The sequence below is a fragment of the Mesorhizobium sp. LCM 4576 genome (assembly GCF_001854815.1).
In the GTDB taxonomy this organism is placed as follows: Bacteria; Pseudomonadota; Alphaproteobacteria; order Rhizobiales; family Rhizobiaceae; genus Mesorhizobium; species Mesorhizobium plurifarium.
In genome coordinates this window covers 163,178-177,365 of record NZ_MDDT01000089.1, presented here as the reverse complement: position 1 = coordinate 177,365, position 14,188 = coordinate 163,178, and the positions used below count along the sequence as shown (strand labels likewise).

Below are 14,188 nucleotides of genomic sequence, written 5' to 3'. Positions count from 1 at the left end.
CAATTGGATGGTCACTCGGCCRCCGCCTTGGCCTTGCCGTTGCGTTCCGACGAATTGCCTTCCAGCGTATCGATCAGCCGCTTGTGGATGGCGGCGGTGCGCGTCGGGCTGTCGATCTTCTGTCCGGTCAGGTCGGTGACGTAGAACGTGTCGATGACCTTCTCGCCAAAGGTGGTGATATGCGCCGAGGCGATGTCGAGCGAAAGGTCGGAAAGCGTTCCGGTGATCTCGGAGAGCAGCCCCGGCCGGTCGAGACCCTCGACCTCGATCACCGAGAAGCGGTTGGACAGCGTGTTGCGGATCTCGGCGCGCGGCGGAATCCTGAAAGCCTTGGCGCCGCGTTTCGGCTTGGTGCGCTTCTCGATCATCTCGGGCAGCCAGCTCTTGCCGGACAGCACGTCCTCGATCAGCCGGCCGACGCGCTCGGCACGGCGGCGCTCGTCCTCGTCAAGGTCGAATTCCCTCGAGATCAGGATGGAGTCGAGCGCGCGCCCGTCCGAGGTGGTGAAGATCTGCGCGTCGACGATGTTGCCGCCGGCCGCGGCACAGGCTCCGGCGATGATAGACAGCAGGCGCGGATGGTCCGGCGCCAGCACGGTGATCTCGGTCACCGCCTCGAACTCATGCGTCTTGACCATGGTGGCGAGTTTCTTGCCGGCCGCGTCCGCCTCGCGGATGAACTCGGCATGGCGAAGCTGGTCGGGGAGGTCGACGGTGAGCAGATAGTTCTCGTAGTGCAGGGCGACGTAGCGCTTGCGTTCCTTGGCCGGCCAGGCGGACAGCGCCCCGGCCAGCTGCTCGCGCGCTGCCGCCGTGCGCTCGGCGCGCGAGACTTCGGAGAAGCCGCCGGTGAGCAGCAGTTCGGTCTCGAAATAAAGCGTGCGCAGCAATTGCCCCTTCCAGCCGTTCCACACACCAGGCCCGACGCCCCGGATGTCGCAGACAGTCAGGATCAAAAGCAGCTTCAGCCGCTCGACCGACTGCACGATCGAGGCGAAATCCTCGATGGTCTTGCGGTCGTTGAGGTCGCGCGTCTGCGCCATCATCGACATCACGAGGTGATTCTCGACCAGCCAGGCGACGGTCTCGGTGTCGGCTGCAGACAACCCCATATGCGGGCAGATGCGTCGGGCAATRCGGGCGCCGGCTTCCGAATGATCCTCCGGACGGCCTTTGGCGATGTCGTGCAGAAGCACGGCGACATAAAGCGCCTCGCGGCTCTTCCTCAGCCCCGGCATCAGCGAATGCGACAGCGGATGCACTTTGGCGCCGTCGCCGCGCTCGATCTCGGCCAGCACGCCGATGCAGCGGATCAGATGCTCGTCCACCGTGTAGTGGTGGTACATCGAGAACTGCATCATGGCGACGATCTTCCCGAAATCGGGGATCAGCCTGCCGAGCAGCCCCGCCTCGTTCATGCGCCGCAGGTTGAGCTCGGCGTTGCGGTCCGAGGTCAATATGTCGAGGAACAGCCGGTTGGCCTCCTCGTCGCGCCGCAGCGACTTGTTGACGAGGCCAAGCGAGCGGGTGAGCAGCTTGAGYGCATCCGGATGAAACTCCAGCCCATGCTTGTCGGCGAACCAGAACAACCTCAGCAGATTGACCGGATCGCGCTCGAAGACGYCGTCGTCGGCGATGTTGATGCGGTGATTGTCGACGATGAAATCGCTTGTGCCGGCAAGCTTGCGCTTGCGCCGCTGGAAGGTGAGGAAGATGCGGTTGAAGCCCGGCACATGCTTGGCCTGCTCTTCCTCGAGCGCAGCGCAGAAGATGCGGGTGAGGTCGCCGACATCCTTGGCGACGAGGAAATAGTGCTTCATGAAGCGCTCGACCGCCGACAGGCCGGGATGCGTCGTATAGCCTAGCCGTTCGGCGATCTCGCGCTGGATGTCGAAATGCAGCCGTTCCTCCGCCTTGCCGGTGAGGAAATGCATGTGGCAGCRCACCGCCCACAAAAAGTCCTCGGCCTTCTGGAACTCGCGGTATTCGGCCTCGGTGAAGACGCCCTTCTCGACGAGCTCCTCGCCGGTGCGCACGCGATAGAAATATTTGCCGATCCAGAACAGCGTCTGCAGGTCGCGCAGGCCGCCTTTGCCGTCCTTGACGTTGGGCTCGACCAGGTAGCGGCTTTCGCCGGCCTTGGCGTGGCGCTCGTCGCGCTCGGCGAGCTTGGCCTGCACATATTCCGGCCCGGTCGTGCGCACCACTTCGTGGTCGAAGCGGGTGAGCAGCTCGTCATAGAGCTTGCGTTCGCCCCACAGGAAACGCGCCTCCAGGATCGATGTGCGGATGGTGATGTCGCTGCGCGAGAGCCTCAGGCACTCCTCGATGTTGCGGGTGGCGTGGCCGACCTTTAGCCCCATATCCCACAGCATGTAGAGCATGTATTCGACGATCTGCTCGCCCCACGGCGTCTGCTTGTAGGGCAAGAGGAAAAGCAGGTCGATGTCGGAGCCCGGCGCCAGCGTGCCGCGGCCATAGCCGCCGACGGCCACGACCGCCATGCGCTCGGCCACCGACCGGTTCTTGACGCGGTAGACGTGGGTGGCGGCGAAATCATAGAGCGCCCGGATCAGCTCATCCATCAGATGCGAGAGCCGCTCGGCGCAGGCATTGCCGCCGCCATCCTGCATGAGCATGGCCTCGGCGATCTTGCGCCCCTCCGCCAGCCTGCCTTTGAGCAGCTGCAGGACGGCCGTGCGAACCGCCGGTCCAGAACCGTCGCCGGCGGTCGCCGCCGTCAGCGCGGTCAGGTCGCGGCGCAGCGCGTCGCCATCGATGATTTCGTCGAGTTTCAGGGAGATCTTTGCCATTCGGCGGCGTCTATAGCCTGTTTTCGCGGCGCTGTGTATGGGGGCGGCGGCCGCGATTTGCCGCCGCGCGGAAGCGTAAACCGCAATCGCCCGGCCGATTTTCGCAAAAGTCGAAACCGGCCCTTGACCTTCCAGTAACTGGAAGGACTACCTCCGCCTCAATTCGAGAATTTCGAGGTACTGCCGATGACCCATTCCGACCATCACCACCATCATGCGCATGGCGGCGCCTGCTGCTCCGCAAAGAGCACCGCGCCCGCCGCCGAAGCGGTGATTCGCGATCCTGTCTGCGGCATGACGGTCGATCCGGCGGCCGGCAAGCCGACGGCCGAGCATGGCGGCCGGACGTTTCATTTCTGCAGCGAGCGCTGCCGCGCGAAATTCCAGGCCGAGCCGGACAGCTACCTGACGGCCACCGATCCGGTCTGCGGCATGAATGTCGATCGCGCGAGCGCGAAGCACTTCGTTCGCCACGAAGGGCAGGGTTTCTATTTCTGCTCCGCCGGTTGCAAGGCCAAGTTCGAGGCGGAGCCGGCAAAATATCTTGCCGGCCGGCCCGAGCCGCAGCCGATGCCGAAGGGCACGCAATACACCTGCCCGATGCATCCCGAGATCATCCGCGACAAGCCCGGTTCCTGCCCGATCTGCGGCATGGCGCTGGAGCCGATGGGCGTGCCGACAGGCGACGAAGGCCCTAACCCGGAACTTGTCGATTTCACGCGCCGCTTCTGGGTCAGCGCGGTGCTTTCCGTACCGCTCCTGATCGTCGCCATGGCGCCGATGCTGGGCTTCAGCTTCGAAAACCTCATCGACGGTCGCACCAAGACTTGGGCGGAGCTGGCGCTGGCAAGCCCGGTGKTGCTGTGGGCGGCGTTTCCGTTCTTCCACCGCGGCTGGGAATCGATCCTCAACCGTAGCCCCAATATGTGGACGCTGATCTCGCTGGGTGTCGGCGCCGCCTATCTTTACAGCGTGGTCGCCGCCCTGTTCCCGGACATCTTCCCGCATCAGTTCCGCGGTCATGACGGCGCGGTTCCGGTCTATTTCGAGGCCGCCGCCGTCATCGTCGCGTTGGTCTTCCTCGGCCAGGTGTTGGAACTGAGGGCCCGCGAGCGCACCGGCTCGGCCATTCGCGCGCTCCTTGACCTTGCGCCGAAGACGGCGCGTCTGATCGGCGCCGATGGCTCCGAGAACGACGTGCCGCTCGATCATGTCAAGACCGGGGACAAGCTCCGCATCCGCCCCGGCGACGCCGTGCCGGTCGACGGCATCGTGCTGGAGGGCCGCTCGGCGATCGATGAATCGATGATCACGGGCGAACCGCTGCCGGTCGAGAAGACCGAGGGCGACAATCTTACCGGCGGCACGCTGAACAAGAACGGCTCGCTGGTCATGYGCGCCGAGAAGGTCGGCGTCGAAACCACGCTGTCGCGCATCGTCGAGCTGGTCGCCAAGGCGCAGCGTTCGCGCGCGCCGATCCAGGGGCTGGCCGACCGCGTGTCCTTCTATTTCGTTCCGGCCGTCGTGCTGGTCGCCATCATCGCTTTCTTCGCCTGGGCGCTTCTCGGTCCGTCGCCGAGCCTGATCTTCGCCATCGTCTCGGCGGTGTCGGTGCTGATCATCGCCTGCCCCTGCGCGCTTGGTCTCGCCACGCCAATGTCGATCATGACGGCGACCGGGCGTGGCGCGCATGCCGGCGTGCTGATCAAGGAAGCGGCGGCGCTCGAACGCTTCGCCGCCGTCGACACGCTGATCGTCGATAAGACCGGCACGCTGACCGAGGGCAAGCCGCGGCTTACCGATGTCGTTGCGGCAGAGGGCATGGAGGACAACGATCTTCTGGGCCTTGCCGCCACGCTCGAAAAGGGCTCGGAGCATCCGCTGGCCGAGGCGATTGTCGAAGGCGCCGCCGCGCGCGGTCTGAAGCTGGCCGACGCCGCCGATTTCGAAGCCGTCACCGGCAAGGGCGTTTCGGGCATGGTGTCGGGCCGGAAGGTCGCGCTCGGAAACGCGGCGATGATGGCGGATCTGGGCGTCGGAACGTCGGCGGCCGGTGCCGAGGCGCTGCAGGCCGACGGCAAGACGGCCATGTTCGTGGCCGTCGACGGCGGCTTCGCCGGCATCGTCGCTGTCGCCGATCCCGTAAAGGCAACGACGGCCGAGGCGATCAGGGCGCTGCATGACACGGGCCTGAAGATCATCATGGCCACCGGCGACAATGAGCGCACGGCAAAAGCCATCGCCGGCAGGCTCGGCATCGACGATATCCGCGCCGGCCTGCTGCCGGACGGCAAGAGCGCTCTGGTGGAAGAGCTGCGCGGCAAAGGCGCTGTCGTCGCCATGGCCGGCGACGGAGTCAACGACGCGCCGGCGCTGGCCGCCGCCGATGTCGGCATCGCCATGGGCACCGGCGCCGACGTCGCCGTCGAAAGCGCCGGCATCACGCTGGTCAAGGGCGATTTGAACGRCATCGTCAGGGCGCGCACGCTTGCTCAGGCGACGATCCGCAACATCCGCCAGAACCTGTTCTTCGCCTTCCTTTACAACGTGCTCGGCGTGCCGGTCGCCGCCGGTGTGCTCTATCCGCTCACCGGCACATTGCTGTCGCCGATGATCGCCGCAGCGGCGATGAGCCTGTCCTCGGTGTCGGTCATCGCCAATGCCTTGCGGCTGAGAACATTGAAACTCTGAGCAAAGCCCCCAGATACGAAATCCAACAAAGGAGACCTTAATGACCCTGGCCAAGAAAATCGTGCTGCTTTTGATGGCGGCGGGAATGCTGCTTGCCGTCTTCCTCGAAAGCGTGCCGGCCTCGTCCGAGGAGATGAAGCACRACATGTCCAAGATGGGGATGGGCGCCCAGAGCCCGGCCACGACGGGGTATGAGGCGGCGATGAAGAAGATGCACAAGGACATGGCGATCAAATACACCGGCAATGCCGATGTCGACTTCGTCCGCGGCATGATCCCGCATCACCAGGGCGCCATCGACATGGCCAAGGTGGTGATCGCCAACGGCAAGGACCCGGAAATCCGCAAGCTCGCCGAAGGCGTGGTCACGGCCCAGGAGGCCGAAATTAAGGAAATGCAGGACTGGCTTGCCAAGCATCCGGCGAAATAGCCACTGCGGGCGGGCAGCCTCAGAAATCCAGGCAGCCACGAGCCTTCGGTCTGGATTTCCGGCCAAGGCTGTGCTGCCATCCGGCATCCTACGGAGAAAGCCATGCCCGCGTCGATCAGAACCCTCAAGCTGCCGTCCGGCGAAGCCGTTCCGGTGCTGGGCCAGGGCACCTGGAAGATGGGCGAGGACCGGCGCCGCCGCGCCGATGAGGTCGCGGCGCTGAAGCTCGGGCTCGATCTCGGCATCACGTTGATCGACACCGCCGAAATGTATGCCAGCGGGGGCGCCGAGGAAGTTGTGGCGGAAGCCATAGCCGGGCGGCGCGACGAGACCTTCCTGGTCTCCAAGGTGCTGCCCTCCAACGCTTCGCGCGCCGGCGTGAAGCGCGCCTGCGAGAGCAGCCTGAAACGGCTCGCCACCGACCGCATCGATCTCTATCTGCTGCATTGGCCGGGCAGCGTGCCACTGTCCGAAACCGTTGAAGCCTTCGAGGCCCTGAAGGCCGAAGGCAAGGTCCGCCACTGGGGCGTCAGCAATTTTGACACGGATGAGATGGAGGATCTCGTCCGTCTGCCGTCCGGCGGCAATGTCCAGACCAATCAGGTGCTCTACAACCTTTCCCGGCGCGGCCCCGAATTCGATCTGGCCCCGTGGTGCGCGGAGCGCGGCATACCGCTGATGGCCTATTCGCCGGTGGAGCAGGGCGCGCTGGCGCGCAACRCCAGGCTCGATGCAATTGCCGCCCGGCACAAGGCGACCGCCGCGCAGATCGCGCTTGCCTGGGTGATGGCGCAGCAAGGCGTCATCGCTATCCCGAAGGCCAGTCGCCAGGAGCATGTGCGCCAAAACGCCGCCGCACTCGACATCAAGCTGACGGCGCAGGATCTCGCCGATCTCGACCGCGCCTTCCCGCCGCCGACGCGCAAGCGCGGGCTGGAGATGATCTAGAGCAATTCCAGGAAAAGTGTGAGCGGTTTTCCGTCCGGAATTGCGTAAAAACAAAGGGATAGGGCGGCTCGCCGTTTCCGTGAAACGGTGAAACGCTCTAGCCGAAAACCTCGATCCGGATTTTGCGACTGAACCGGGAGCAGGCATTGGAACGAATTTCAGCCGGGCCGCATCACACGGCCTATAAGATCGGCGACTTGACCGTCACCTCGCTGCGTGACGGCTATGTCGACATGCCGGTCCGGCGGCTGCGCCAGCCGGGAGACAAGCCCTTCGACGGCGATCTCCCGTCGCAGGTACCGCTCTTCGAAGGYGCGCTCAGATTGTCGGTCAACGCCTTTGCCATCGACGACGGCGAAGACATCACGCTGATCGATACGGGGTCCTCGAACGCCTGGCACCCGACGATGGGCTTTCTGCCGCAGGCACTAAGCGAAGCGCGGATCGTCGTCGATCGGATACGCACGGTCGCCTTCACCCACACCCATCTCGACCATATCCACGGGCTCGTCCTTCCGGATGGYCGCGACGGCTTCCCGCAACTCTCCCGCTTGCTTGWGCCTCGGCCTGAACTCGACATGTTCCGGTCGGTAGCGCGGTTGAGCCGCTTCCATGATCGAGCAGAACCTTCGGACCMCGGGCAGCACCTGAGCGCGAGTATCGAGGCGGTTGCCGCTACCGGCCACGAAATCGGTCACACCGGCTTTCGTGTCACGAGCCGCAGTGAGACATTGCTGGTCTGGGGCGACCTCGTGCATGTGCCATCGCTCCAGTTCGAACGGCCGGAGGTCGCATGGGAATTCGACGCCGACCAGGAGCAGGCGCGGGCAACCCGGCTGCGCATCTTGGGGCTTGCCGCCGACAACGCCTGGTGCGTTGCCGGAGCGCATCTCGATTCGCCGGGCGTCGGCCGGGTTTTCCGAACCGAAGCAGCTTTCCGCTTCCAGCCCCTGTAGCGGCCGGCTCTACGTTTTGGCCAGCAGCCGCATGCGCAGTCGCCGCAATGCCCGTGAAAACACATCAAGGTCGTTGGCGGCGCGGGCAAGCGTGAGCGCGCCCTGGATGGCGGCGACGGCTTCCTCGGCCAGCTCGCTGGCCTCGCCCGGCCGGTGCCCGGATCGGGCAAGCGCATCGGCAAGATGCGTCACCCAGCGGCCGAAATAGTCTCTTATCTGGCCGGCGAAGAGATCGCGCGATTCATCCAGCGCGAAGGCGCCGATCAGGCAAACCCGGCGCCCCGAGCGGAAATAGCTGTCCGTCCCCGCAAGCATCTGTTCGATCCCGGCCAAAGGGTCGGCGCTGTCGCGCAGGGGCGCGAAGACATTTTCCTCGAACCAGCCGTCGATATGGGCAATGACGGCTCCCGCCATCTCCTCCTTGCCGCCGGGAAAGAAGTGGTAGAGGCTTCCCTTGCCAAGCCCCGTCGCCTCGCCGATCAAGGCCAGGCTGGCGCCCTCATAGCCATGCTCGCGGAAGACTTCCGCAATGATCCCCAGCAACTGGTCGCGATCTGGAGCGATTCTGCGCATTCGCGGGTCTTACAGTCCGAGCTCCGAGAGGCCGGGATGGTCATCCGGTCGGCGGCCGAGGGGCCAATGATATTTCCGCTCGCGCTCGGTGATCGGCAGGTCGTTGATGCTTGCCACGCGGCGGCGCATCAGGCCTGCCTCGTCGAACTCCCAGTTCTCGTTGCCGTAGGAACGGAACCAATGCCCGCTGTCATCGCGCCATTCATAGGCGAAGCGCACTGCGATGCGGTTCTCGTTCCAGGTCCAGACCTCCTTGATGAGGCGGTAATCCAACTCGCGCGCCCATTTGYGCTTGAGGAAGCCGACGATCTCGCCGCGGCCTGAGATGAACTCGGCCCGGTTCCGCCAGACGCTGTCCTCGGTATAGGCGAGCGAAACCCGTTCCGGGTCGCGGCTGTTCCAGGCGTCCTCCGCAAGGCGCGCTTTTTGCGCCGCCGTTTCGGCCGTGAAGGGCGGCAATGGCGGACGGCTCATGGAAATCTCCTGTCGGTTCCGATTGTCGATAGCCGACATTGTACCGATCGGTACAATTAGTCAACACAGCTTTTGTTCTTTGCGATGCCTCAGACGACTGGACTTATTGAATCTCGGCTTTCAGTCGTTCAAAGGCGTCCTGGACATATCCTGCCAGCGGATGCCTGGCCTGCTGCTGCTGCCATGTTTCCACGGCTAGGCGCAACGCCACGACCGCCACCAGGGAGACCAGCCGCAGACTGTTGCGTGCCTCGTCCGGCCGCAACTCGGATAAGCCGTCGAAGATGGCTTRCTCGAGCTGCAGGTAGCCCGCATGCGTGCGCGAGCGCAGCGTCTTGCTCTCCCGCATGAGTTTGGCGGTCGCCATCATTTCCGATGCATGGAAACTGCCGGCAAGATTGAGYAATGCGCCGCGGGCGATGTCGATCGCCGATCCGCTCGGCGGCTCGGCAAGGATCATGGCTTTGACCATGCTCGCGTAGTTGCTCAGAGACGCCAGCAGAACCTCGTCCTTGCTCTTGAAATAGTGGAAGAACGTCCGGCGCGAGATGCCGGCGGCTGCGGCGATCTCGTCGAGCGTGGTCGCGTCATAGCCCTTGGCCAGGAAAGCGTTCAGGCCGGCTGCTGCGATGCGGTGGGAGGTTTCTCGCCGCTTCCRCTCGCGCAAGCCTTCTGGTTTTGGCGCATCGTTCATGAGGCGCTCCTGACACGACCTTTCCTCAAATGCGACAAGAAATTTGGCGCACATTCAAGTCCCGTCATCACGCCTCGCCATAATGGCGCCATCAATATTTGCACTGAGTGCAAATATTGATGCTCCCCGACACGACCCACGGGCGCACCCAGACAGAGGCATCCATGGCAGCTTGCTTGCGTTCCCGTCGCGAGGCTCACACCGGTCGTGGTGGCCTGTTCGATCCGAGCGCGTGCCGCGCGGACCACCGCATAGTATGGCCGTTTGTGCTGGTCTTGAGCATGCTTGCGGTCGGCTGCGCGTCCGCGCCGCTTGATCAGGTAGGCTCGCTGCAATCCTATGACGAGTTGAAACCGTCGGACGGTTTGTTGACCCGCTCACTGATGCGGGTGGCCAAGGACGACGTGCTTGCGGCAAAAACCGTCCGGATCATTCCGACGGGCTTTTCGCAACCTGCCGCCGGAACATCGACATTGACACCGGCGCAGCGCGGTCTGATCACGAACGCCGTCGACAGGACCCTTTGCTCCGGCCTGAGCCGGCGCTTTCAAGTGGTCGCCCTGACCGAGCCGGCCGACCTGACCGTCCACGCGATGGTAACACATGTGGCGCCGACGAATGCGCTGGCGGTGGGCGTTTCGAAGGTCGCGTCAACGGCGGTTTCCGTCGCGCTCCCCGAAGTCCGCATTCCGGTCCCGCGCCTGCCGATCGGATTGGGCAGCCTGTCGCTTGAAGCCGAAGCGATTGGTGAAAACGGCAAGCAGGCAGCTGCCATGATCTGGGGACGTGGCGCCAACGCCCTGCTGGATTCCGGCCGGGTAGCCCGGGAGGGCGATGCCTACGACCTTGCGGCGAAATTCGGCCATGATTTCAGCAAGCTCCTTGTCACCGGCACGACGCCTTTCGGCAAGCTGCCGTCGCTTCCGACCAGGGCGGAGCTGCGCGCCATGGCCGGCGGCGGGCCGAAATACCCGGCCTGCAAGGCCTTCGGAAAGTCGCCCGGTCTCGTCGGCTTCGTCGGCGATCGGATTGGCCTGCCGCCGGCCTGGACCGACAAGGGAGCCGCGGTGCGCAACGACTGAGGCGGTGACGCAAATGCAGAAGATGCCGCTCCCCCCGACGGTTTTTCAACAGGGCAGAAGGATGCGCTTCCTTTGGCTGGCTGCGCCCGTCGTCCTGGCGCCGGCCCTGCTTGCGCAGAGTGGGTGGCCGCAAGGCAGCGCCTTTCGAGAAATGCTGGAATTTGCGGGTACCGTGCTGATCCTCATCTGTATCGGCGGCCGYTGCTGGGCGTCGCTCTACGTTGGCGGGCGCAAGAACCGTGAACTCGTCACAACCGGCCCCTACGCCTATACGCGCAACCCGCTCTATTTCTTCTCGGCCCTTGGACTGGCCGGCGTCGGGTTGACATTCGGGTCGCTGATCCTTTCGGCGGCTCTTTTTGTCTTCACCAGCCTGGTCTTTTCCTATGTCGCGATGCGCGAAGCGATGGCGCTGGATGCGATCTTTGGCGAGGCCTATTGGCGCTATCGTCGAAGCGTGCCCGCCTTCTTTCCMCGTCTGCGGCGCGATGATAACGATGTTTCGGGCCCGTCTCCCGTCACGTTCGATTCGACGGCGTTGAGGCGGACCGCCATCGACGGCTCTTACTTCCTTGCAGCGATACTGGCGGTCGAATTGCTCGGCTGGCTTCAGTCGGCAGGGCTGGTGACGCCGATGTTCCGATTGTTCTGATCACCGGCTCGACAGTCCCTTCAGCCGGTAGAGTGCCTCCAGCGCCTCGCGCGGTGTCATCTCGTCGGGATTGATCGCGCCGAGCGCGTCGCCCAGCGCGTCGCTCTTGACCGGCTTCGGCGCTTCGCGTTTCATCGCCACCGAAAACAGCGGCAAATCGTCGACCAGCCGATTGGTCTTGCCCGAAACCTCGCCCTCTTCCAGCTGATGCAGAACCTCCTTGGCGCGGGCGACGACCGCCTCGGGCAGGCCGGCCAGTCGCGCCACCTGCACGCCGTAGGAGCGGTCGGCCGCACCCTTGCCGACCTCGTGCAGGAAGACGACGTCGCCTTCCCATTCCTTGACCCGCATGGTGACGTTGTGAAGCCGCGGCAATTTGCCGGCCAGCGCCGTCATCTCGTGGAAATGCGTGGCGAAGATCGCCCGGCAGCGATTCTTCTCATGCAGATATTCGACGGCCGCYCAGGCGATCGACAGGCCGTCGAAGGTTGCGGTGCCGCGGCCGATCTCGTCGAGGATGACCAGYGCCCGCTCGCCTGCCTGATTAAGGATCGCCGCCGTCTCGACCATCTCGACCATGAAGGTCGAGCGGCCGCGCGCCAGATCATCCGAGGCGCCGACGCGCGAGAACAGCCGGTCGACGACGCCGATATGGGCGCTCTCAGCCGGCACGTAGGAGCCGGTCTGGGCAAGGATCGCGATCAGCGCATTCTGTCTGAGGAACGTCGATTTACCGCCCATATTAGGGCCGGTGAGCAGCCAGATCGCGCCGGCCTTGGTGCCGCCTTCGGGCGACAGGTCGCAATCATTGGCGACGAACGGCCCTTCGCCGGAACGCCTGAGCGCCTGTTCGACCACCGGATGACGCCCGCCGGCAATCTCGAAGGCGAGGCTCGAATCCACCAGCGGCCGGCACCAGCCCTCGCTCTCGGAAAGCAAAGCCAGCGCCGACGAAACATCCAGCGCCGCTAGTGCGTCGGCGCCAGCACGGATCCGTTCGGCCTCGCCCACCACTTCCGCCGTCAGCCGGTCGAAGGCGGCGAGCTCGATGCTCAGCGCCCGGTCGGCGGCGTTGGCGATCTTCGATTCCAGCTCCGCCAGTTCCGTCGTGGTGAAGCGCATGGCGTTGGCCATGGTCTGACGATGGATGAAGCGCGCTTTGGCGGCGTCGCTTCCGGTCATGAGCGAATGGTGGTTGGCGGTAACCTCGATGTAGTAGCCGAGCACATTGTTGTGCCGGATCTTCAGTGAGCGAATGCCGGTTTCCTCGATCAGCGAACGCTCCAGCCCTGCGATCACTTTTCGCGATTCATCGCGCAGCGCCCGCATCTCGTCGAGCTCGGCATTGTAGCCAGACCGCACGAAGCCACCGTCACGCTTGATCAGCGGCAGCTCGTCGTCGAGCGCCTCGCTGAGGTGGCGGGCGAGYGCCTCCGGCAAGGCCTTGATCGCGGCCAGTGCCGCGGCGAGCTCGGCGGGYAGGGCGGCCGCCGCGAACAGTTCGGCGATCGCGCCGGCCGCTTCGAATCCGGCGCGCAGCGCGCCCAGATCGCGCGGACCGCCGCGGTTGAGCGCCAGCCTGGACAGCGCCCGCGGCATGTCGGCGACGCTTTTGAGGCTCGTCCGCAGGCCCTGGCAAAGCCTTGTCTCGGTGCGGAAGAACGACACCGAATCCAGTCGGGCTGCAATCGCCTCTGGATCGGTCAGCGGTGCCATCAGCCGGTCGGCGAGCAAGCGCGCGCCGCCTCCGGTCACGGTGCGGTCGATTGCCTTGAACAGCGAGCCGTCGCGGCTGCCGGACAGCGTGCGCAGCAATTCCAGATTGGCGCGCGTCGCCGGGTCGATGAACAGTGTCGAGCCCTGCTCCTCGCGCTCGGGGCGCGACAGCGGCGGCCGTTCGGCCTTCTGCGTCTTCTCGACATAGGCGATGGCGCCCGAGATCGCCGACAGTTCGGCGCGCGAGAAGGTGCCGAAACTGTCCGGCGTCGCGACCTCGAAGAAGCGCGCGATCCGTCCCGTGGCCGAAGCCGAATCGAACAGCGACGGCGGCTGGGGATTGGCGACCCGGCCGAGAACGTCGAAGACCGGTCGCAAGTCCGGATCGTGGAAAACCGGTTCGGCGACGATCAGCTCGCGCGGATCGACGCGGAAGATGTCGGCAAGCAGCCGCTCGGCGCTCGTCTCGGCAACGCGGAAGGCGCCGGTCGAAATGTCGATCCAGGCCAGCGCAAAGCCGGCCTGGCTGGCCGCGGCGCCGGCCTTGACGCGGCCGAGCGCCATCAGGAAGCTAGATTCCGAGGGCGCAAGCAGCTTGTCCTCGGTGATGGTGCCCGGCGTGACCAGCCGCACCACGTCGCGCCGCACCACCGATTTGGAGCCGCGTTTCTTGGCTTCGGCCGGATCCTCGATCTGCTCGCACACGGCGACGCGAAAGCCTTGCGCTATCAGCTTTTGCAGATAATCGTCCGCGGCATGCACCGGCACGCCGCACATCGGTATGTCGTGACCCTGGTGCTTGCCGCGCTTGGTCAGAACGATGCCCAGYGCCTGGCTTGCCTTCTCCGCATCGTCGAAGAACAGCTCGTAGAAATCGCCCATGCGATAGAACAGCAGCGAATCCGGGTTTGCCGCCTTGATCTCGATGAATTGCTCCATCATCGGCGTGACGCCGCCCGCGGCGGGCGCAGGCGTCRTCGTTTCCTGGATGTCGGTGTCTGTCAGCATGTGCATGTTCATCCCCGGACGCTAGCAGAAGTAGCAGCCCGGTTTAATGCCGGCGGCGCGAAAAGCAGGGGAAGACTGGTGGCGGCCGCCGCGATGGAAACCCGGTTGCRCCGGGCCGGCCGGGCACTCTATGGTTCCCTTGGGGCAAGGC

The 14,188-nt window shown here is 64.8% G+C and carries 11 protein-coding genes; 6 read left to right on the top strand and 5 right to left on the bottom strand.

Annotated features, from left to right (window positions below):
- Nucleotides 1-11: 11 nt before the first annotated feature.
- A complete protein-coding gene (locus LCM4576_RS32520; RefSeq protein WP_071036402.1) occupies nucleotides 12-2,813 on the bottom strand; it encodes a [protein-PII] uridylyltransferase in 2,802 nt (933 codons plus the stop codon).
- Between the two features lie 186 nt (nucleotides 2,814-2,999).
- Between LCM4576_RS32520 and LCM4576_RS32515 the strand changes: the two genes are divergently transcribed.
- From LCM4576_RS32515 to LCM4576_RS32500, 4 genes are all read left to right on the top strand, one after another.
- Complete coding sequence (locus LCM4576_RS32515; RefSeq protein WP_071036401.1) at nucleotides 3,000-5,504, top strand: heavy metal translocating P-type ATPase; 2,505 nt, start codon at nucleotides 3,000-3,002, stop codon at nucleotides 5,502-5,504.
- Nucleotides 5,505-5,544: 40 nt separating this feature from the next.
- Complete coding sequence (locus LCM4576_RS32510) at nucleotides 5,545-5,934, top strand: DUF305 domain-containing protein (RefSeq protein WP_071036400.1); 390 nt, start codon at nucleotides 5,545-5,547, stop codon at nucleotides 5,932-5,934.
- Nucleotides 5,935-6,036: 102 nt separating this feature from the next.
- Nucleotides 6,037-6,882 (top strand): aldo/keto reductase, encoded by an 846-nt coding sequence (locus tag LCM4576_RS32505; RefSeq protein ID WP_071036399.1) that lies wholly within the window; start codon nucleotides 6,037-6,039, stop codon nucleotides 6,880-6,882.
- Between the two features lie 146 nt (nucleotides 6,883-7,028).
- Entirely contained in the window at nucleotides 7,029-7,838 is an 810-nt protein-coding gene (locus tag LCM4576_RS32500; RefSeq protein ID WP_071036398.1) for an MBL fold metallo-hydrolase, read from the top strand.
- 9 nt (nucleotides 7,839-7,847) lie between these two features.
- Here LCM4576_RS32500 and LCM4576_RS32495 read toward each other — a convergent pair whose 3' ends face one another.
- From LCM4576_RS32495 to LCM4576_RS32485, 3 genes are all read right to left on the bottom strand, one after another.
- Nucleotides 7,848-8,411: a TetR/AcrR family transcriptional regulator gene (locus LCM4576_RS32495; protein ID WP_071036397.1), complete on the bottom strand. Its 564-nt coding sequence runs from the start codon at nucleotides 8,409-8,411 to the stop codon at nucleotides 7,848-7,850.
- A 9-nt stretch (nucleotides 8,412-8,420) separates the two neighbouring features.
- A complete protein-coding gene (locus LCM4576_RS32490) occupies nucleotides 8,421-8,885 on the bottom strand; it encodes a nuclear transport factor 2 family protein (protein ID WP_071036396.1) in 465 nt (154 codons plus the stop codon).
- A gap of 103 nt (nucleotides 8,886-8,988) precedes the next feature.
- Complete coding sequence (locus LCM4576_RS32485) at nucleotides 8,989-9,579, bottom strand: TetR/AcrR family transcriptional regulator (RefSeq protein ID WP_071036395.1); 591 nt, start codon at nucleotides 9,577-9,579, stop codon at nucleotides 8,989-8,991.
- Nucleotides 9,580-9,860: 281 nt separating this feature from the next.
- On the opposite strand from LCM4576_RS32485, the gene LCM4576_RS32480 reads away from it, so the two are divergent.
- A complete protein-coding gene (locus LCM4576_RS32480) occupies nucleotides 9,861-10,661 on the top strand; it encodes a DUF3313 domain-containing protein (protein ID WP_244508206.1) in 801 nt (266 codons plus the stop codon).
- Nucleotides 10,662-10,674: 13 nt separating this feature from the next.
- Nucleotides 10,675-11,313, top strand: coding sequence for an isoprenylcysteine carboxylmethyltransferase family protein (locus LCM4576_RS32475; RefSeq protein WP_071036394.1), 639 nt, complete (start codon nucleotides 10,675-10,677; stop codon nucleotides 11,311-11,313).
- On the opposite strand, the gene mutS is transcribed toward LCM4576_RS32475, so the two are convergent.
- Nucleotides 11,314-14,049, bottom strand: coding sequence for a DNA mismatch repair protein MutS (gene mutS, locus LCM4576_RS32470; RefSeq protein WP_071036393.1), 2,736 nt, complete (start codon nucleotides 14,047-14,049; stop codon nucleotides 11,314-11,316).
- Nucleotides 14,050-14,188 lie beyond the last annotated feature (139 nt).

Excerpts from the sequence above, each read along its gene's own strand:
- LCM4576_RS32480 (WP_244508206.1), top strand. The coding sequence starts at position 9,861 with ATGCTTGCGGTCGGCTGCGCGTCCGCGCCGCTTGATCAGGTAGGCTCG.
- LCM4576_RS32495 (WP_071036397.1), bottom strand. The coding sequence starts at position 8,411 with ATGCGCAGAATCGCTCCAGATCGCGACCAGTTGCTGGGGATCATTGCG.